The sequence below is a fragment of the Rhodococcus sp. OAS809 genome (genome assembly GCF_040546695.1).
GTDB classification, from domain to species: Bacteria; Actinomycetota; Actinomycetes; order Mycobacteriales; family Mycobacteriaceae; genus Rhodococcus_F; species Rhodococcus_F qingshengii.
In genome coordinates this window covers 4,536,543-4,556,171 of sequence record NZ_JBEPOI010000002.1, presented here as the reverse complement: position 1 = coordinate 4,556,171, position 19,629 = coordinate 4,536,543, and the positions used below count along the sequence as shown (strand labels likewise).

The window sequence follows — 19,629 nt, the reverse complement described above, 5'->3', positions numbered from 1 at the left end:
GTTGCATTAGCTCAGTGAACCACGTGCCTCCAGCTAACACAACACCTTGTTGCGATAAGGTTGGCTCATGACTTCGACACCACAACGGCCCGGAGGGCGTAGTGCCAGGGTGCGCGAGGCCGTCCTGGCAGCCACGGCGGCCGAATTGTCCGAACGCGGATTCGCGGCGATGACTATCGAGGACATAGCCGCCCGCTCCGGAGTCCACAAGACCACGATCTACCGGCGGTGGAGCACGCTGTCCCAGTTGGTGGCCGACGCGGCGATCGAGGTATCGGCAACCACCGTCCCCATCCCGGATACCGGTTCCATCGAATCCGACCTGCGCGAGATGGCCAGATCGATAGTCGCACTGGTGACCAGCGAGTCGGGCGGCGCGTTGGTGGCTGCACTGTTCTCCGACGCGGCCCGCACGCCCGAGGTCGCGAGACTCAAGCGCGAGTTCTATTCCGCACGTTACGAACTGGCAGACATCGTCGTTAGCCGAGCAGTCGAGCGCGGGGAGATCTCCGAGAAGGTCTCGGCCGCTGATCTTCTGGCGGCCGTCGCCGCACCCATCTACTATCGCCTGCTGGTCGCCGATCTACCCGTCGACCAGTCGGTTGCCGATCGTGCTGCTGCCGGCGCGCTCGCTGCGGCCCGCGCCGGGGCACTCGATCAGGCCGAATGAGCCAGTGAATTCAGCGCTTCCACGATTGCCTCGTTGAATCCGCTGCCGCCATGCCCGGCGCCGTCGAGTACCACCAACTCACTACCCGGCCAACGCCGGTGGATCGCCCAGGCAGTGTCGAGTGGCCCGGAAATGTCATACCGTCCGTGCACGAGAATCGCGGGAATCTCAGCGAGACGGTCCATTCCGTCCAATATCTGATTCGGCGCCAGGAAGCAGTCGTTACCCCAGTAATGCGTAACCAGCCTGGTCATCACCCGGCGGAAGTCCGGATTCTGGTATCGAACACTCGGAGTCCACCCCGGCATCAGCGACACGTGCACGTCTTCCCAACGGCACCACTGCAACGCGGCATTCTCGCGCACAACAGGATCCGGATCGGCAAGCAGTCGCGCGTACGCCGCGGGGAGGTTTCCGTCACGCTCGTCCACCGGCAACGGCGCCACGAACTCTTCCCATTCACGCGGAAATACCCGGCCCATGGCACGGGTGATCCACTCGATTTCGACCCTCGTCCCGCCGGTGATCGCGCCCAGGGCCATCGCTTGCACCCGCGCGGGAAACGCCTGCGCGTACACCAGACCCAAACTCACGCCCCAGGAAAGTCCCGTCACGATCCATCGCTCGATACCGAGATGCTCACGAAGACGCTCGATGTCTTCCACAATGTGCGCCGTGGTGTTCACGGTCAGATCGACGTCCGGACTGCTCGCTAGCGGAAGACTGCGCCCACAGCCTCGCTGATCGAACAGAACTGCGCGAAAGACTTCGGGATCGAAGAAACGCCTGGCGCCGACAGTGCATCCCGAACCGGGACCGCCGTGGAGGTAGAGAACCGGAATGCCCGCAGGATTGCCGACTGTCTCCCAGTACAGACTCTGACCATCCGCCACTTCCAACAGACCGGACTCGTACGGTTCGACGGGCGGGTACAGGACAGCAGTCATAGGCGGTGATTCTTCCATCAAGCTGCCTACTCGAGTAGGCAGCACGCGGCCGAGCAATGGCCTAGCGTGGACAGGACACCACTGCGACGGGAGTACACCAGATGCGTGATGGGTTCAGGTTGCCGGCATACGGCGGCGCCGCAGTCTTCCTTCGCAGTCATGCGGTTCCCGCCACTGTCTTCGAATCCGACGTGCCCACACTCGTTTTCGACGTCGGACTGCTCAGCCCCGACCGCTTCAATCACTATCTCAGCCGACATACGGACGACGGATTCGTCGAACGGCTGGCGGCGTTCTTCTTTCACGCGGCCGCAGACTTCCATCCCGAGAAATCGCTTCCGGCGTTCACCGACGAACGACTCGGGCTGATGATCTCGGTCTGTTCCAGCACCGATCGAGAGGTGGAACTCGACTTCTCACTCGCCGAGGATCCCGAATCGGAGGACACCGAACGCGACGAGATGACCTTCGAGACAAGCCGAGTCGTCCTCGCAACCTCGGCGCAGACGGTTTCTCGACTGACCGGTGGAGTAACCACCCACTTCGACGGGGAGTTGTAGAGACATGGGTTTTCTCTTCGAGGTTCTCGATTTTCCCGAAGGCAGTCGGATGACCGATCTGTGGAACAACACATGGGCTGAGCCGGCAATGGGCGAGGAGATTGCCTCCGGCCACTTCATTCATCTGGGCGACGATCAACACGTCGACGTCGAGACCGATTTTCTCAGTAGCCACCTACCGTTCAACGTGGCAGGCTTCGGTGGAGTCTTTCCCGACGGCAAACCTTGGATGTTCGTCATGCAGAAGGCGCCGGCGGACCTCGCGACCAGGCTTCGCGGCGAGGACGATCCGCACTCACTTCTGCGCGGATCACTCGACCGCGCCATGTCTTTCAACCCTGATGCACTGGTGGCCGAGGAATTGTCCTGGAGGCAGGCCGATCTGGTGAAGGTGTACGACGAAGAGGGAATCCCTGTGGTATCCGTCGCGGGTTGGTCGGTTGCGGATCTCCTGCGTGGCCTCTTGGCGCAGTGTTGCAACGTCGAACTTGCCGCCGTCGTCGCCGGATACCCAGAGTGCGCCTATCCCGAATCGGCGCATGCGTGCGAAGCGGACGTGTTCTCCGACGTGTTCGCCGGTTGGGTCAGCGGACTGCGGTGATGTGACGGAGGAGACTCCACCCTCCCGACATTTCGGAGTAGACTCATTTATGAGCGTGATCCGAAATGGAACGAGGTGAACGGGATGACGAAGCCGGACCAAGAGCTGGGCCGTCGTGAACGCAACAAACTCGAGAAGCAGACACGCATCTTCGACGCCGCTGCCGAACTGTTCGCGGAAAAGGGCTACAGCGCAGTCACAACTCAAGAAATTGCCGACCGCGCCGATGTAGCCGGCGGCACTCTCTTTCGTTACGCCGCAAGCAAAGCCGAGTTGCTGCTCATGGTGTACAACGCGGAATACCGCAAGCAGATCGAATTGGGAGAAGAGCGTGAAGCCAAGTCGACCGGCACAGAAGATCGTGTACTCGAGCTGGTTTCACCCCTGCTGATCGCAAGTCGCCGAAACGACGAGAACACCGGCATCTACCAACGCGAGGTGTTGTTCGGTGAGCCCAGCGAGTGTTTCCGGGCCGAAGGCCTGGAACTCTCGCAGCGCCTGCAAACGCGGATTGCGCAAATCTTGCACGAGGCACACCCCAACCACACCACCCGAACCACCACTGCAGCGCGAACGATTTCCAACGTGCTGCACTTCGAAATAGCCCGCGCGGCATTGGACCGGATCACGGCTGACGAACTCACGAACATCGTTGCCGCACAGGTCCGATTGACGCTTGCCGGACTACCCACCGAATAGGATTGAGGATCGAAAATGACTGAACTGAAGCAGATCACCGTTCTGGGTACCGGAGTTCTCGGCTCACAGATCGCCTATCAGACCGCCTATCACGGCTTCGACGTCGTCGCGTACGACATCAACGCCGAGGTCATCGAAAAGGCCAAGGCTCGGTTCGACTCGTTGGCCGCGGCCTACAAGGCCGAGAACGTCGAGGGTGCCAAGGAAGGCAAGGCTGACGAAGCGCTGCAACGTATTACGTACTCGTACGATCTAGGCGAAGCCGTCGCCAAGGCCGACCTGGTCATCGAGGCAATTCCCGAGGACATCGCCATCAAGCGCGACACCTACGAGAAGCTTGCCACGGTTGCTCCTGAGCACACGGTGTTCGCTACCAACTCCTCGACGCTGCTGCCGAGCGATCTCAAGGAGTTCACCGGCCGCCCCGAGAAGTTCCTCGCACTGCACTTCGCAAATCACGTGTGGGTCAACAACACTGCCGAGGTCATGGGCACCGAGTCCACCGACCCCGCCGTGTACCGCGAGGTCGTCGAGTTCGCGAAGAACATCGGCATGGTGCCGATCGAACTCAAGAAGGAGAAGGCGGGCTACGTACTCAACTCGCTCCTGGTCCCGCTCCTCAACGCGGCCTCCGACCTGCTGATCGACGGCATCGCCGATCCCGACATGGTCGACAAGACGTGGCGTATCGGCACCGGAGCCCCGTTCGGCCCCTTCCAGATCATGGACGTCGTCGGGTTGACCACCGTCTACAACATCTCCTCCCAGGGCGGCGAGAAGCAGCGCGAATTCGCCGACTACATCAAGAAGAACTACATCGACGAGGGCAAGCTCGGCGTTGCTGTCGGCGAGGGCTTCTACAACTACAAGGGCTGATCAACTGCAAGGCTGATCAACCAACAGGCTCACCGCGCGGTGGTTACGACGTGAATTCACGTGGTAGCCACCGCGCGGACGTCTGTTGTCAGTAAGTCCGAAACCACCCTGAGCGATTGTGACGCAAGCTTCTTCACGTGCGAACCCATCATCAGGAGAGATCCCCACATGCGTCGTTCCGCCATCTCGGCACTCACAACACTGGCACTGCTCGGCGCCGGAACATTGGTCAGCACTCCCGCTGTCGCCGCTCCCCTCGCGTGTGGCGGAATCTCCACCGGTTCGTTCTCAGGCTCCGCCGGCGGATCGGAGTACCTGTGCGCCAAGGAAGGTGATCTCCTGGACGTGCGCATCGGCGACGTTCACGCGACACAACCGTCACTCGGCTACGACGAGGTGTACTACAAGCTCGGGCGATACACGCTCGGAAAAGACACGATCAACAAGAAGTTCGACGACTGGTGTGAGGCGAACGGCCAGATCCAGGCCGCGACCGCTACTGCGGCGTCGACGCTGAAGGACCCGTCGTCCTTCACCTGCCAGATTCCAGTGGGTCAGGAAACCGCCGAGAGCATCGCGCCCATGAAGACCGTGGTCGTCGGACCCCGCGGCGATCTCTATCTGACCGACGGTCACCACACCCTCACGTCCTTCATCGAGACGGCCGACGGCGGTCCCGACCTTCACGTGAGACTGCGGGTTCTCGGCAACCTCAGCGGCTTGAGTGAAGGTGCCTTCTGGACCGAGATGGAGAAGAACAAGTGGGTCTGGTCGCGTGACGTCGACGGAAACCAGGTACCGGTCCAGGCTCTGCCGAAGAGCGTCGGCCTGGCCAACTTCGCCGACGACAAGTACCGCAGCTTGATGTACTTCTCCCGCGACATCGGATTCGCCGCAGGCACGATTCCGTTCCAGGAGTTCTACTGGGGCGCCTGGGTCCGCGACACCGCGCCCGTCGACCTCACCAACTGGAATCGCGATGATCTCTCCAGCTACCTGGGCACCGTGAAGTCGGTGACCAAAGCACAGACAGCGTTGACAGGCGATGCCGTCGTCGACAGCGGATTCACTGCCACCGATCTTGGCGTCCTGTCGGCCTGGAACGACGGCAAAGCCGAGTCCAAGGGCGAGTTCGCAAAGCTGTCCAAGCCGTACACAGACGACAAGCCGGGCAAGATCGCCTACGCACTTGCCTACAAAGCAACCCTCTGACCTGCTCAGATCCAAGTCACACCAAGCAGACTTGACTAAGGTAAGCCTCTACTCAGTAGTCTGAACCCATTCGGGTGCCGCTTCATCGAAGCAGCGACGCCCTGCCCTGACGGAATACATGCCGTCGTATCTGCCCGGTCGAACAATCTCCGGGCAACCAGGACAGGGAGAAGGTTGCTGCAGTGAGCACGTCCATCGTCGGTTTGTACGACCCCGCAGATGACAAGAGCAGTTGCGGGGTCGGGTTCATCACGCGCAAGGACGGCGTGCAGACCCACGATGTCCTGATCAAGGGCCGCGAAGCGCTCTGCTCGGTTCCGCACCGCGGCGGTATGTCCTCCGAGGGCGTCGGCGACGGCGGCGGCGTCTCGGTGGACCTCTCCCTCCGGTTCTTCCGCAAGGTAACCGGGCGCTCCGACCTTCGCGCCGGACGCTTCTGCGTCGGCAACTTCTTCCTTCCGGACGACGACGCCGAGCACGCTCGCGCTGCCGCCCTGGTCGAACGTGAACTTCTCGATCGCGGTTTCACCACTCTCGCAGTGCGCGACGTCCCGGTCGACAACTCGGCGATTCGGCCGGCCGCGATCGCGCATCAACTTCCGGTCAGGCAGTGGATTTTCGAGGTGCCCACTCCTCGCCCCGAGCCTGCGGTAGTCGATCGCCTCGTGCACGAAGCTCTGCTCGCCATCGAGGCAATCGCGTACAACACCCCTGCACTGCGCGGGTTGTACCCACTCTCGCTGAGCGCGCGAACTCAGGTTCTCAAGGGTCGCTTGAACTCCGACGAAGTGATCCCGTACTTCCGCGACCTGGTCGACCCCGATCACGCCGTGCACACGATGTACTTCCATACGCGGTTCTCGACCAACACGGACCCGCATCCCACGATGGCGCAGCCGTTCCGGTTCATGGCTCACAACGGAGAACTGAACACGGACAAGAAGAATCGGCTATCCGAAGCTGCTGTCGCCAGTGCAAAACGACGTGCGATCGTCCGTCCGCCCGGCCAGTCCGACAGTTGCCGACTCGATCAGACCCTGGAAGCACGCGTCATCGAGGACAGTGTCGACCTGGTGACGGCTGTGGTCTCGATGATGCCGCCTGCCTGGGAAAACGACACCACCCTCTCCCCCGCAGTGCGTGCGATGTTCGAGTACTTCTCGCTGTACGAGGAGAAGAACGACGGACCGGCAGCGCTGGTGTTCGGCGACGGCACCATCATCGGTGCGCGCCTGGATCGCCTCGGTCTGCGTCCACTACGCACGATCGAGACACACGACTACGTGTGCGCGTTCTCCGAAGCCGGACAGATCGCGTTCGCACCCGAGACGGTGATTCACCGTGGCCGCGTCGAGGCCGGCGGAATGTTGTACTTCGATCATCGCGATCGCCATACCTACACTGCCCGCGAAGCTCTGGAAAAGATTGCCGCTCAGCGCGACTACCAGTCGTTGCTGGAGCAATCGCGAATCCTGATCGAAGACATTCCCGCCGTGCCAGCGGAGAAGGTCAGCTCCCCGACCCGCTACAACGGCACCTTCGAGGTTCATCAGCGCTACATGGCGTACTCCCTGGATCAGGAAAGTTTCAAATTCCTGATGGATCCGATGCTCACGCACGGAGCCGAAAAGGTCTCCGCCATGGGTTACGGCAACGCCATCAACGCATTCAGCGACCGCGAAGGCGGCGTGGCTCGTTACTTTTCGCAGCGATTCGCCCAGGTCACCAACCCTCCGCTCGACAGCATCCGTGAAGCGGACGGTATGACTCTCCGGGTCGCATTGGGTGCAAAGATGTCTCCCGGACAGGGCAAGCAGATCGTCATCGCCTCGCCGATCCTCGGGCACCTGGACATGCTCAAGATCCGCGAACAGAACCACACTCCGCACCGCCGCTTCGAAATGCTCTACCCCGCCGAGGGTGACGCGCAGGCAATGGTCGACGCGATGACCGCGCTCGGCGACGCTGTTGTAGCCTTCGCGGCCGAACAGGGCGGAATCGCAGTCCTGACCGACCGCCACGTATCTCACGAGCGCGCAACACTTCCCGCGATCATGGTCGTCGGAGCATTGAACCAACGCCTCATCGACGCGGGCCTGCGATTGCGCGTCTCTCTCATCGTGGAGAGCGGCCAGATCGAGTCCTCCCACCACGTTGCGGCCGCACTCGGTTTCGGCGCTTCCGCCGTCTACCCGCTGTCCGTTCAGTTGCGAGCCGAGGAGAAGTTCGCCGCTGACCCGGATGCCGCGTTCCGACGCTTCGCGAAGGCCACCGAGAAGTCCCTGATGAAGACGATGGGACGCGTCGGTCTGTGCACCGTCGAAAGCTACATCGGCGGAGAATTTTTCGAACCCAACTTCCTCGATACGTCCGACCCTGTTCTGCGCCAGTGGCTCCCCAACATGAAGTCACCGGTGGGTGGCGTCGGTTTCGAGACCGTCGCGGTGACCTCGAAGCAGTGGCACGAGCGTGCGAGCGCAGTCGGGGGCGAGAAGGATCTGCCACTGCTCGGCCTGTTCAAGGAGCGTGCAGACGGCGCAGGGCATTCGTTCGGTACCACCGCGGTCCGTAAGTACGTCGAACTCACCGAGGAGAAGATCGCGTTCGACAGTCCCTCCGGAACAGAACAATTCGAGGCTCTACGTCTACTGCCGCTCGGACGGCTCGACGACGCCTTCCGCCTCGACGCCGGGGCATACCGGGCGACGAGCTTCGACCGGTTGACCACCGAGCAGATCGACGACTTCGACATCACCGCCGGGTACCGGGATTTTTCCACTGTCATGGCTGCGGAACGATCGCGTCGTCCCGCCGCGTTGCGCGATGTCATCTCCGTGCCCGGTGATGTCACATTTGCGGTGACGACAGCCGAGTTCACCGACCAGATCAGCCGATTCTCGGTGCGCGGCAATAAGAAAATCGTGATGCGTGGAATCCGGTGTGAATCTGCCGCGGACGGCCGGTACACACTTAGCCTGGACGGTCCACTGGCCGACGACACCGCTCGGGTGGTAGCACTCGGCGATGCTCTTTCCGTCGCCTTTGCCGACGACGTCACCATCGAGGCCACCGACCCGGATCTGGTGCTGAATGCAACCGGTATTGCGGCAGAGTTCCTTTCCAAGCTGAGGGTCGCACCGGCAGGTGTACCTCTCTCCGAGGTACAGAGTGCAAGCGACATCACCCCGAAGTTGGCGTCGGGTGCCATGAGCCATGGCGCACTGAACGCTCCGGCGCACGAAGCCGTCGCGCACGGCACGAACATGGTCGGTGCGATGTCCAACAGCGGCGAAGGCGGCGAACACCTTTCGCGCTACGACACGATTCGTGCATCGCGCATCAAGCAGCTTGCATCCGGACGCTTCGGAATCTGGGCGGGCTACCTCGCCGATCCGATGCTCGAAGAGATCGAGATCAAACTCGGCCAAGGCGCAAAACCCGGTGAGGGCGGGCAGCTTCCGGCCGCCAAGGTCACCGTCGACATCGCTGCCGCCCGCGGCGGAACGCCCGGGGTCGAACTGGTTTCGCCGCCGCCTCACCACGACACGTACTCCATCGAGGACCTCGCTCAGCTCATCCACGACTGCAAGGCAGCTCGCATTCGGGTGATCGTGAAGTTGGTGTCCTCGGAAGGAATCGGCACCATCGCCGTCGGTGTCGCCAAGGCGGGCGCCGACGTCATCAACGTCGCCGGAAATACCGGTGGCACCGGCGCAGCTTCGGTGACCAGCCTCAAATACGCGGGGCGTGCGGCCGAGGTCGGTATCGCGGAGGTCCATCAAGCTCTGTGTGCCAACGGCCTTCGCCAGAAAGTCGTTCTGCGATGCTCGGGCGCGCATCAGACCGGCAGCGACATCATCACTTCCGCCCTACTCGGCGCAGACAGCTTCGAGTTCGGTACGTCGGCGCTGATGATGATGGGCTGCGTCATGGCCAAGAACTGCAACATCAAGTGCCCCGCCGGTCTGACCACCAACCCGGAACTGTTCGACGGCGATCCCCGCGCGATGGCGCAGTACCTTCTCAACATCGCTCACGAAACTCGGGAACTGCTCGCGAATCTGGGAATGCGGTCCCTTCAGGAAGCGCGGGGTCGAACGGATCTCCTGCATCTGCTCGATCACCCGTCTATTGTCGGCAATCTGAAGCTGGACGCGATGTTCGAGTCCGCCCCGGACATCACCATCGACAATCCTGTGTACCTCGAACGTGAGTACGCGCTCGACGAGAAGATCATGGACGAGGTTCGTACGGTGTTCTTCAACCGTGGCGAGGCCTCGGTCGCCGTGTCCGGACCTGAATTCGCCGAAGGTGCACTGCACCTGGGTAACCGGAACAAGAGCGTCGGTGGTCAGTTGGCGATCGACCTCGAACGCGAACTCAACTACGGAGCGCCCGGCCTTCTCGCTCCGGGAGTACTGACCGACGAGCGCGGGCGACGGTATCTGGCGCCGGGCAGCGTGCGCGTCCTGACGACCGGATCTGCGGGCCTGTCGTTCGGCGCATTCTGCAACGACGGCATGCACCTGGAACACACCGGGACATGTAACGACGGCGTAGGAAAGAGCATGAGCGGCGGCGTGATTGCCGTGCGCAGCCCAGGCGGCGGCTCCAGTGACGCCGGTGGAAACGTGTTGATCGGCAACTTCGCGCTCTTCGGCGCCACCGGTGGACGAGTGTTCGTCGAAGGTGAAGCAGGCGATCGCTTCGCAGTTCGCAACTCCGGCGCCAGTGCTGTCGTCGAAGGTGTCGGAGACTTCGCCGGCGAGTACATGACTAACGGTGCTGTCGTGAATCTCGGCGAGTTCGGCAAGGGTGTCGGCAACGGCATGAGTGGTGGCTTCTTCTACCAGTACGACCCTCGTGGCGAATTGGCACTGCGAGCAAGTACCGATTCCGTACTGCTGGGTTCGATCACCGCTGCGACCGACCCTCTTGCCGCCGTCCACAACCACGCAGTACAACTCCTGCTCGAACTGCATGTGGAGGCAACGGGATCCGCGCTCGGCACCCGACTGCTCGAGAACTGGGAAGTCGAACAGCACTCGTTCGTCTACGCGATGCCCAAGGCACTGATGCTCTACCAGGACAGTGATGCAATCCTGGCTGCGAAGTCGCACAAAGAGCTCCTCGAAGAATTGGCGTCCGCCATCGCAGCACGTCAGGTCCGCACCTTCAAACTCGCAGTGCGCGACGGGCGCCCCGCACTGAACGGAGCAGTCCCTGCCTACGGCGAGACCGATACGGCGACGATGTATGCGCTGCTCAGTGAGTACACCGTGCTTCACTTCGCGCAACAACTCGCCACCGCCCGCACGCCGGGTGCGTCCGGACCCGACGATCCAGCAGTGCAGAAGGCGGCCCGAAACCTGGTGCTGACCGAGGACTTCGCCCTCGTCCAGCACTTGGTCAAGTACTCGAAAGAGATTCTGGCCGACTACGACGACGAACAGTTGGCTGCGCTGATTGCAGCCAAGCGGGTCGACGACTACAAGCAGGCGCTGAGCCTACGCAACGTGTTGGCCATGGACAGCCCGGCGACGTACGGGTGGATTCTGTTTCAAGACAACAAGAATCGGGACAAGCTCGGATCACTGCCGAACTTCGACGAACTGTTCGCTTCGCGCACGATCCCCGACCTGGTGTCCTGACCTCCTCCCCCGAAAGTAGGTGAGCTTCAAATCATGGAAATCCCGTACATCCCCGAATACGCACCGTTCACCGGCGACCAGCGCGCGTGGCTTTCCGGATTCCTGGCCGGTCTACACTCGCGAACTGTCATGTCCGGTCAAACCGGTACTGCAACAGCGACAGTGGAGAGAGCTGCCGGCGCAGCCGTGCACATCCTTTACGGAAGTCAGACCGGCAACGCGGAGTCCTTGGCTGAAGACGCAGCCGCAGCTGCTCGTGCCCACGGTCTCGAACCACTTGTCGCGGGTCTGAACACCGTGGATATCAATGCACTTTCCGCCATGCGCCGGGTGCTCGTCATCACCTCCACCTACGGCGAGGGCGAGATGCCCGACAACGCGCAGCTGTTCTGGGATGCAGTCGAATCCGAGAGTGCGCCCCGGCTGGAGGGTCTCTACTTCGGAGTCCTCGCACTCGGTGACACCAGCTACGACGGGTACTGCCAGTCGGGAAAGAACATCGACGCCCGCTTCGAAGCGCTCGGCGGGACCCGGGTTGTCGACCGCACCGATTGCGACGTCGACTACGAGGATCCGGCGGCCGAGTGGATCGTTCGGGCCGTCGCTGCGGTGGCCGGTGTCGACGGTGATGCGGGGGCCGCTGCCTCGCCGGTTGCGCCCGCTCAGACGAAGACCAAGTCCCAGTGGACTCGCAAGAACCCCTATCCTGCAACCGTCCTCGCCAACCGGCTGTTGTCCGGCGAGGACTCAGCCAAGGAAGTCCGCCACTTCACCTTTGCGCTCGGCGAGGACGGTCTGGACTACGAGGCCGGAGATGGATTGGGCATCCGCCCGATCAACGACCCCGCCCTCGTCGAGGCGATCATCCATCAGCTCGGTGTCAGCGGCGATTACGTGGTTACCGCGAAAGACGGCTCGTCCGCACCGTTGGACCAGGTGTTGACCAGCGACTACGAGATCTCCATTCCCTCGCGCGATTTGATCGAAGACATCGCCCGACGCAGCGGCGACGCCGAACTGCAGCATATTCTCGACACGGAAGATCGGGAAGCGCTCGATGCGTGGCTGTGGGGCAAGGACGTTCTCGATCTCCTCCAGTTGGACAACAGCATTCGCCTGAATCCCGAGGATCTGCTTACACTTCTTCGCCCGCTGCAACATCGGGTCTATTCGATCTCCTCCAGCCCGCTGGCCCACGACGGCACCGTCCATCTGACGGTAGCGAGTGTGCGCTACCGCTCGGGCGAGCGGGACCGCGGCGGCGTCTGCTCGACGTACCTGGCGGACCGCGTCGGCGAGGGAGATCGGGTCGGAGTTTTTGTCTCCAAGAACAATTCGTTCCGCCTACCCGCCGATGACGCTGTTCCCGTCGTGATGATCGGCCCCGGAACCGGCATCGCACCCTTCCGCGCTTTCCTGCACGAGCGTCGCGCGCGCAACGCGTCGGGGCAGAATTGGCTGTTCTTCGGCGATCAGCATCAGTCGAGCGACTTCATCTACGAGGACGAGTTGAACGGGCTGACCTGGGACGGTGTCCTGACTCGCCTCGATCTGGCCTTCTCGCGCGATCAGTCCGAGAAGATCTACGTTCAGACTCGTATGCGCGAGCAGGGCCGAGACTTGTTCGACTGGCTCGAAAACGGTGCGCACGTGTACGTCTGCGGCGACGCCACTCGGATGGCAAAGGACGTCGACGACGCGCTGCACGAGGTCGTCGCCGAGCACGGTGGGTTGGATGCGGACGCCGCTGAGGATTACGTCAACAACCTCAAACGATCGAAGCGGTACCTAAGGGATGTCTACTGAGATGTACCCGCACCGTGGCGAATGTCGTTGTGCAGCTTTGGCGCGCATGTCGGACCTGGACGCACTGCTTGCGCGTCCGGGGTTCCGTGGTGAACTGATCGACACCGCACCTGACGTAGTCGGCGAAATGTTGCCGCTCTTGGACGACACGGTAGCAATCACCGTCGCAGGCCCGGTGGCTGTCAACGACTCGGGCAAGTACTCCGTTCCGACAGTTCCCGGCGATCCGTTGGTCTGCGCGCCCGGGCTCGTCGCTCTGCGTTTGAACGTTGCCTCCCTCGGCTCGGTGGTGACCACTGAAGCAGAGCAGCACATACCGCCGACGCTCCGCATGTTCGACATCCACGGATCAAGTTCACACACCACGTATTTGACCCCGGCCTCGGATCGTCTCGCCTTCGAAGCGATGCGAACTGCGCCGAGCACTGCGAGGGAAACAAGCACTCCCATCCAGACATCGAATACGCCCGCATTCTGGGCCGAAGCCGATCAGCTGACACAGCTCGACTTCATCCTCGCGGACGGCGGCAGCGAACGTCGTAGCGGCCTGGTCGCTCTGGGCGCCCTCGGTTACCGGCGAGTCGATCCTCACCTCATGGCTGCCGGGATGGAGCACCTGTCCTACCACCAACTGCCCGTCACGACCGTCGTCGCCGGGAACGGATGCCTGCAGATCCACCGTGGTGACCTCGACGCCGCAGCCATGTTCGGGGGGACGCTGACTTTGGCGTCCGACACCTGCCGGACGGTGATCGACCTGAATGGTGTCTCGGAGTGCTGGCTGACCCTCACCCACGGCGTTCACGGCCTGACCAGCTCGATCGAGATGTACGACTTCCGCCGCAAATGCGTGGCAGTCTTCACCCAAACGGGTCCAACCGAACCCGCAGTCATGGGCGTGTGGGAAGACGTCATGAGTTCCATCTCGGCCGCATCCTGACACCGACAGATGCTGGGCGAGTGTAAGAAATCGGCGTACGGCGATAACCACATGGAGCCATCGACCCCTAACCTTAGGTCTCGGTCATTTGTCGTGCCTGCACCCTGACGCTGATTCAAGGAGTTATCCATGCCCCGCCCTCTCGTCGAACCGTCGCTGGTCCCGGCCTTGCGCCCGGCGCTGCCTGCATTGGCTGCCGGGGTCGTCGCGGCCGCAGCGTCGGGGGTCGCGATGCTCGGGGCGCTCTGGTGCGTCGTGCAACTCATCGGTGAACCGTCGATGAGCTGGGCCGGGTGGGCATGTGGGCTGTGGCTCACCGGGGTAACGCTCGCTGCCACGTCGTCGTGGCTCTCGCATCACGCCGAGTCACTCTTCGAGGCCAGGCTTCGACGCCAGCTCGCAGCCCACCTCGTTCGCCTACCGGCAAGCACGCTGTCCCGCTACAGCGGAGACGCACTGCGGAGGCTCGTTTCGGACGACATCTCGGCGCTGCACCATATGACTGCGCACCTACCGGCCGAGTTCGCCACACTCATCGTGGTCCCCGCGGTCACGATCGCGGCGTTGGTTGCCTCAGCCGGCCCCGTGGCGCTTCTCGCTCTGGCTCCCGGCATCGTGGCAGCTCTGTTCTACCTGGTCGTGATCCCCCGAATGGCCGCTCGGCACAGCGCCGAAAGTGCAGATGTCATGGGCGACATCGTGACTGCCGTGGACGACTATGCCCGCGGCATCCGCGTCTGCCGGATCTACGGCGCGCAGACCGGCGCTGCCGCCGACTATGCAGAATCGACAGCACGGTTCACCCGGGGAATGCAGGAGCGCGTTCGACTCGTGGCTACCCCTGCGGCCGTCGCCGTTGCCCTCATGCAGGCGACGGCGACGTTCGCGATCGCCTATGCCGTCGGATTCCACTGGGATGCAACGACGTTGGCCGCCACCATTCTCTTCAGCCTCGCAATCGTGACACCGGCCCTGCGGCTCGGGCACGGCCTCGACTACGTCGCTGCTGGACGCTCTGCTGCGGGCCGGCTCGCCGCTGCCCTGGACGAACCCACCCTCCCTGCCGGTGAAGCGCCAACCGTTCCGGCCTCGAGTCCCTCCGATCGACTGGAGATCGTCAACCTGACTGTCACGATCGCGGACCGCAGAGTCGTCGACGACGTCACGCATGCATTCCGCCCAGCCACGATCACTGCGATCACGGGACCGAGTGGAGCAGGCAAGACGACGCTCCTGAAAACATTGGCCGGCTTCGAGATCCCGGAACTGGGTACCGTCCGCTACGCAGGTCGTAGCATCACCGCGATCGACGAGAACCTGCGGCCACAGTCCGTTCTGCTCACACCCCAGGGCGCAGACGTGTTACCTGCCACGGTGCGCGAGAACATCGCGCTGGCCGCCCCCGATGCAACGGACGCGGAATACACCGCCGCACTACGCCGGGCACAGATCGACGTCAGCCTCGACGCCCACGCAGCTTCACTCTCCGGCGGAGAACGTCAGCGAGTCGGGATCGCTCGGGTGTTCCTCTCGCCCGCAGCAGTACTGCTGCTCGACGAGCCGACCAGTGCACTCGACGATCGGACAGCGGCAGAACTGCTGAAAGAATTGCGGTACCTCGCGCACGACGAAGGAAAGACGGTCGTGATCGTCACCCACGACCCCGCTCTTGCAGACGATGCCGACGATCGACTCGACCTCGGCGGTCGAAACGTGAACGACGCCGCGTCGCACAATGCAGCCCTGACTGGAGCCGAATAATGAACAGCGCCAATGCAGTCCGACGACGCTTGATCACCATCGGACTCGGTTGGGTGTCCGTCGCTGTCCTCGAAGCGATCGCGTACACCACCCTCGCGCTCTCGATCGCTGATCACCGGTCGCCGGTTCTCGTCCTGGCCACGGCCACCATTGCTCTCTTCGTGACCGTACTGGTCTCGCGGGGCGGTTACTTCACCGGGGCTCGACTCGTCGGCGATCTCTACGACGCTCTCGGCGATGCCTTCGCCCGTGCGAAACTGTCCTGGTTCACCGACGACAACCGGGCACTGCTCGCCACCGTCGCCGGGCGCGGAATCCCGTCGCTGATGAGTGTTCCCGCGCACCAACTTCAGACCTTCCTGGTTGCACCGCTGATCCCGCTGCTCCTGCTTCCTGGGATCGCGGTCGTCGCGGGGCCAGGTGTCATGCTGCTCGTCGGTGGACTGCTCGCCGTGTCGCTCGTCGCTCAGACGCTGGCCCAACGTGCGCTCAGCCGAGCGGACGAGCGCCGACACGAAGCCGAGCTCGCAGCAACTCAGTCAACACTCGAGCTCACCGACCACCTCGAATTACTGCGTACGGCAGCCGGTCCCACACGTTCCGTCGAACGAATCGAGCGAAGCTGGCGGGACCAGGAAGCCGCGCTTGCACGGACAAATCTCGCCGCGGCACCAGCGACATTCATCTCGGCGATCGCCACCATTGTGCCGCTGGCAGGTGCAGTGATTTTCCTCGCCGCCACCGGATTCGACGATCCCGCAGCCGCTCTCGCGCTTGTCATCCTCACCGCCCGCGCCGCTGCGCCGCTCGACGAACTCGCCCTGGCCGGAATCGGAGTCAACGAGCTGCGCGCAACGGTTCGCGACTACCGCACAGCGACTTCGGCTCCCGCACTGGCCGAGCCCGCACCCCGGGACGCCGCGCGCCCTGTTGGAACTGACATCGAGGTCGCCGGGGTAGACCACGCTCCGGTTCTGCGCGGCATCACCGCGAAGATCCCCGCGGGTGAGCGAGTTCTCGTCGCAGGACGCTCGGGTACGGGGAAAAGCACACTTCTCGGGCTGCTCATGCGCTTCGACGATCCTGACCAAGGCAGCGTCACTCTGGGCGGAGTTTCATTGCGCGACTTGCCCTACGACGCTCTGGCGGCACATATCGGCTACGTGCCGCAGGACCCACTCGTGTTCTCGGGCACCCTCGGGGAGAACATCGGACTTGGAAGACCGGGCGCTACCGAAACCGAGATCGAGGACGCCGCAAGGCGCGCTGCCCTCGGCGCCGTTCTCGACCGCTCGACGCTCGGCATTCATCAGGACATCGGACACCAGGGTGCCGCTCTCTCCGGTGGCGAACGTCAGCGGGTGGCGATCGCTCGCGCCTTCCTCAAAGACGCTCCCGTCCTGGTTCTCGACGAAGCCACCTCGGCCCTCGACGAGGCCACCGAGCGCCGTATCGCCGGCGCCGTGCGGGAATTGGCGGCCACCGTCTTCGTCGTCACCCACCGCGACCCCGCCATCTGGGAGCCCACCCGCACGATCACCCTCTGACATCGCTTGTCTTACACGCGGGGATACATTGCCGGTCCCGTCGCACCCAGGTGATGACCGCAGTCGGCGATTTCAGCTCAGCCGCTCGATGATGGTGACGTTCGCGGTCCCACCACCCTCACACATGGTTTGGAGTCCGTACCGTCCATCAATGCGGTCCAACTCGTGCAACATCGTGGCGAACAACTTGGTGCCAGTGGCCCCAAGAGGGTGGCCCAGTGCGATTCCACCACCGTTGGGATTGACCCGGGAGGGATCTGCACCCGTCTCGATCAACCAGCTCAGAACTACCGAAGCGAATGCCTCGTTCATTTCTACGGTATCCATCTGGCCGATCGCCATGCCGGATTTCGCCAGTGCATACTTCGTCGCGGGTATCGGCGCCGAGAGCTGCAGCATCGGATCGTCGCCGCGCACGCTCATATGATGAATGCGCGCACGTGGCTTCAATCCATGAACCTCGAGCGCCTTCTCGGAGACGATCAGGGCCGCTGATGCGCCGTCACAGATCTGCGAAGCCACAGCAGCCGTCAGCAACGAGCCATCCCTCAATGCGGGCAGTGCAGCCATCTGCTCCATGGATGTCTCTCGTGGGCATTCGTCAACGACGCATTGGCCCAATGACACTGTCTCACGCTCGAATCGGCCGTCTGTGATGGCAGCACGGGCACGCTGATGCGATTGCAGTGCCCACTCCTCCATGTCTTCACGGCTGATACCCCATTTCTTGGCAATCAGGTCGGCGCCGACGAACTGTGAGATTTCGGCCTCGCCGAATCGTGCTGCCCACCCCCGGGACTTGCTGAAGGGCGTGTCGAATCCGTACTCGTTGCCGGCACGCATTGCCGCCGAGATAGGAATCGAGGACATGTTCTGCACACCGCCGACAAGCACCACATCTTGGGTCCCGCTCATGACCGCTTGCGCTGCGAAGTGGACGGCTTGCTGTGAAGATCCGCATTGTCTGTCGACTGTCGTTCCTGGGATGTCCAACGGTAGGCCTGCTGAAAGCCAGGCGGTGCGGGCAATGTTGCCCGATTGCGGCCCGATAGCGTCGACACAACCGAAGATCACATCGTCGACGGCCATCGGGTCCAGTCGAGTGCGGTCGAGAATCGATGTGATCACGTGGGCCCCCATGTCCGCTGGGTGCTCTCCTGCGAGCGAGCCGTGCCGTTTACCCACCGGAGTGCGGAGCGCATCGACGACATAAGCCTGAGGTGCAACCATACGAACTCCTTCGAAATCGAGCTTTGTCGGGCTTTCGATGTCGCACACACTCTAGCGATCAAGCATTTGTTTGGTAGATGAAACGTGATTTCGAGACCCGCAGCCACCACCACAGGATTGGTCTCCGCACTTCTATCCAACGAAATCCACTGCTGTCGCAATCATTCGACAGTTCGAGGCTCGACCCCCAAACGCGGCTTGGCTGCCCACGCCGCAGACCCCTCACGCCAGCGTGAAACCGCGAAAGATGCGAGAACAGCTGCGGGAGTGCATCTTCGAGCGGAACGAGCGCATCATCCATATCCATTGCCTTCCCTGAGAAATCGTTCAGCCCGCCTTGCGAACAACACCAGCTTTGTCGAGCTACACCGCAAGCCGGCTGGCCGATGGCTGGAAAGTTAGTACTTTCGGTGGAGCCCAGCACGATTGGGCTATTCACCGCCCAATACAGGCTTCGTAAACCGATACGCGTTGCAGGACAACGATTCTACAAACGGTCACGCACTCAGCGATTCATGAACCGCCGCTGGCTCGAAAACTGGATCCCCTTGCGGTAATTGCGCTCCGGGTAGAGCATGGGCACCACACCGTCTTCGATTACCGGAGGTTACCGTGACGAATCTCGTACGCCGACTATCTGCCTGCGTATCCATAGTGGCCGTATCGGTTCTCGCGCCCGCAGCCGTTGCCTCCGCTGCGGTCACCGTTCCGTTCCAAATCGACCCGGCGCCGTTCGGGAACCCAAACGGCAGCTTCGACGCACCCCCTGTCCACTGTGTGGCGGTAGTCGGCGAACAACCTGGCACGGTGACTATCACCGGCGCCAAAGACGAGCGGTGGGGTTGCATGCTTTCGACGGAAGTGCGCTGGATGAACCTCTCGACAGGAGCCTCCGGCACCGGTCGGCTTTCTGGCGACAACCAAGGAACCCAGGGAGAGGCAACCCTGCAGACTGGAGCCGGGCAAGTTGCCGTCGCCATATTGCCTGCCGCCGGACCTGTCACCCCGGGTTTCGCAACCTTCTTCGTCCCATAGGCAACCCTCAAACCCGGGACACCTGCTGTACGAACGACCCGTCGCCACACAATCGTGTGGCGACGGGTGAGGGCTTTCCGTTCTCCAGTTGTAC

At 62.5% G+C, this 19,629-nt stretch carries 14 protein-coding genes; 12 read left to right on the top strand and 2 right to left on the bottom strand.

Annotation, left to right across the window (positions count from 1 at the left end):
• The first annotated feature begins 67 nt into the window (after positions 1–67).
• Positions 68–670: a TetR/AcrR family transcriptional regulator gene (locus ABIE52_RS24140; RefSeq protein WP_192712739.1), complete on the top strand. Its 603-nt coding sequence runs from the start codon at positions 68–70 to the stop codon at positions 668–670.
• Here the strand turns inward: ABIE52_RS24140 and pip are convergent.
• On the bottom strand, positions 658–1,617 hold the full coding sequence (pip, locus tag ABIE52_RS24135) for a prolyl aminopeptidase (RefSeq protein WP_007730337.1): 960 nt from the start codon (positions 1,615–1,617) through the stop codon (positions 658–660). The genes ABIE52_RS24140 and pip overlap by 13 nt on opposite strands.
• Positions 1,618–1,718: 101 nt before the next feature.
• On the opposite strand from pip, the gene ABIE52_RS24130 reads away from it, so the two are divergent.
• The 10 genes from ABIE52_RS24130 to ABIE52_RS24085 all read left to right on the top strand — a co-directional run bounded on the left by ABIE52_RS24130 (position 1,719) and on the right by ABIE52_RS24085 (position 17,270).
• Complete coding sequence (locus ABIE52_RS24130) at positions 1,719–2,177, top strand: hypothetical protein (protein ID WP_158170357.1); 459 nt, start codon at positions 1,719–1,721, stop codon at positions 2,175–2,177.
• Between the two features lie 4 nt (positions 2,178–2,181).
• Positions 2,182–2,778, top strand: coding sequence for a hypothetical protein (locus ABIE52_RS24125; protein WP_158170356.1), 597 nt, complete (start codon positions 2,182–2,184; stop codon positions 2,776–2,778).
• A gap of 84 nt (positions 2,779–2,862) precedes the next feature.
• Positions 2,863–3,477, top strand: coding sequence for a TetR/AcrR family transcriptional regulator (locus ABIE52_RS24120; protein WP_030536169.1), 615 nt, complete (start codon positions 2,863–2,865; stop codon positions 3,475–3,477).
• 15 nt (positions 3,478–3,492) lie between these two features.
• The gene (locus ABIE52_RS24115) at positions 3,493–4,353 is read left to right on the top strand and encodes a 3-hydroxyacyl-CoA dehydrogenase (RefSeq protein WP_030536170.1); all 861 of its coding nucleotides are present in this window, start codon (positions 3,493–3,495) and stop codon (positions 4,351–4,353) included.
• 168 nt (positions 4,354–4,521) lie between these two features.
• Complete coding sequence (locus ABIE52_RS24110; RefSeq protein WP_007730324.1) at positions 4,522–5,565, top strand: ParB/Srx family N-terminal domain-containing protein; 1,044 nt, start codon at positions 4,522–4,524, stop codon at positions 5,563–5,565.
• A gap of 182 nt (positions 5,566–5,747) precedes the next feature.
• On the top strand, positions 5,748–11,216 hold the full coding sequence (locus tag ABIE52_RS24105; protein ID WP_192712738.1) for a glutamate synthase-related protein: 5,469 nt from the start codon (positions 5,748–5,750) through the stop codon (positions 11,214–11,216).
• 33 nt (positions 11,217–11,249) lie between these two features.
• Positions 11,250–13,022 (top strand): sulfite reductase subunit alpha, encoded by a 1,773-nt coding sequence (locus tag ABIE52_RS24100; protein ID WP_192712737.1) that lies wholly within the window; start codon positions 11,250–11,252, stop codon positions 13,020–13,022.
• A 46-nt stretch (positions 13,023–13,068) separates the two neighbouring features.
• Positions 13,069–13,962: a ChuX/HutX family heme-like substrate-binding protein gene (locus tag ABIE52_RS24095; protein WP_042925282.1), complete on the top strand. Its 894-nt coding sequence runs from the start codon at positions 13,069–13,071 to the stop codon at positions 13,960–13,962.
• A 129-nt stretch (positions 13,963–14,091) separates the two neighbouring features.
• Positions 14,092–15,723 carry an ATP-binding cassette domain-containing protein gene (locus tag ABIE52_RS24090; RefSeq protein ID WP_042925250.1) on the top strand — a complete coding sequence of 544 codons (1,632 nt, stop codon included), beginning with the start codon at positions 14,092–14,094 and terminating at the stop codon, positions 15,721–15,723.
• On the top strand, positions 15,723–17,270 hold the full coding sequence (locus ABIE52_RS24085) for an ABC transporter ATP-binding protein (RefSeq protein WP_192712736.1): 1,548 nt from the start codon (positions 15,723–15,725) through the stop codon (positions 17,268–17,270). Before ABIE52_RS24090 ends, ABIE52_RS24085 begins: the two co-directional genes overlap by 1 nt.
• A 72-nt stretch (positions 17,271–17,342) precedes the next feature.
• Here the strand turns inward: ABIE52_RS24085 and ABIE52_RS24080 are convergent, their stop codons facing one another.
• Complete coding sequence (locus tag ABIE52_RS24080; RefSeq protein WP_030536178.1) at positions 17,343–18,500, bottom strand: acetyl-CoA C-acetyltransferase; 1,158 nt, start codon at positions 18,498–18,500, stop codon at positions 17,343–17,345.
• A gap of 654 nt (positions 18,501–19,154) precedes the next feature.
• Between ABIE52_RS24080 and ABIE52_RS24075 the strand changes: the two genes are divergently transcribed.
• Positions 19,155–19,535, top strand: coding sequence for a hypothetical protein (locus ABIE52_RS24075; RefSeq protein ID WP_192712793.1), 381 nt, complete (start codon positions 19,155–19,157; stop codon positions 19,533–19,535).
• Positions 19,536–19,629: the final 94 nt, after the last annotated feature.

Coding starts and splice junctions, on each gene's coding strand:
- ABIE52_RS24140 (WP_192712739.1), top strand. CDS start 68: ATGACTTCGACACCACAACGGCCCGGAGGGCGTAGTGCCAGGGTGCGC.
- pip (WP_007730337.1), bottom strand. CDS start 1,617: ATGACTGCTGTCCTGTACCCGCCCGTCGAACCGTACGAGTCCGGTCTG.
- ABIE52_RS24130 (WP_158170357.1), top strand. CDS start 1,719: ATGCGTGATGGGTTCAGGTTGCCGGCATACGGCGGCGCCGCAGTCTTC.
- ABIE52_RS24125 (WP_158170356.1), top strand. CDS start 2,182: ATGGGTTTTCTCTTCGAGGTTCTCGATTTTCCCGAAGGCAGTCGGATG.
- ABIE52_RS24120 (WP_030536169.1), top strand. CDS start 2,863: ATGACGAAGCCGGACCAAGAGCTGGGCCGTCGTGAACGCAACAAACTC.
- ABIE52_RS24115 (WP_030536170.1), top strand. CDS start 3,493: ATGACTGAACTGAAGCAGATCACCGTTCTGGGTACCGGAGTTCTCGGC.
- ABIE52_RS24110 (WP_007730324.1), top strand. CDS start 4,522: ATGCGTCGTTCCGCCATCTCGGCACTCACAACACTGGCACTGCTCGGC.
- ABIE52_RS24100 (WP_192712737.1), top strand. CDS start 11,250: ATGGAAATCCCGTACATCCCCGAATACGCACCGTTCACCGGCGACCAG.
- ABIE52_RS24095 (WP_042925282.1), top strand. CDS start 13,069: ATGTCGGACCTGGACGCACTGCTTGCGCGTCCGGGGTTCCGTGGTGAA.
- ABIE52_RS24090 (WP_042925250.1), top strand. CDS start 14,092: ATGCCCCGCCCTCTCGTCGAACCGTCGCTGGTCCCGGCCTTGCGCCCG.
- ABIE52_RS24085 (WP_192712736.1), top strand. CDS start 15,723: ATGAACAGCGCCAATGCAGTCCGACGACGCTTGATCACCATCGGACTC.
- ABIE52_RS24080 (WP_030536178.1), bottom strand. CDS start 18,500: ATGGTTGCACCTCAGGCTTATGTCGTCGATGCGCTCCGCACTCCGGTG.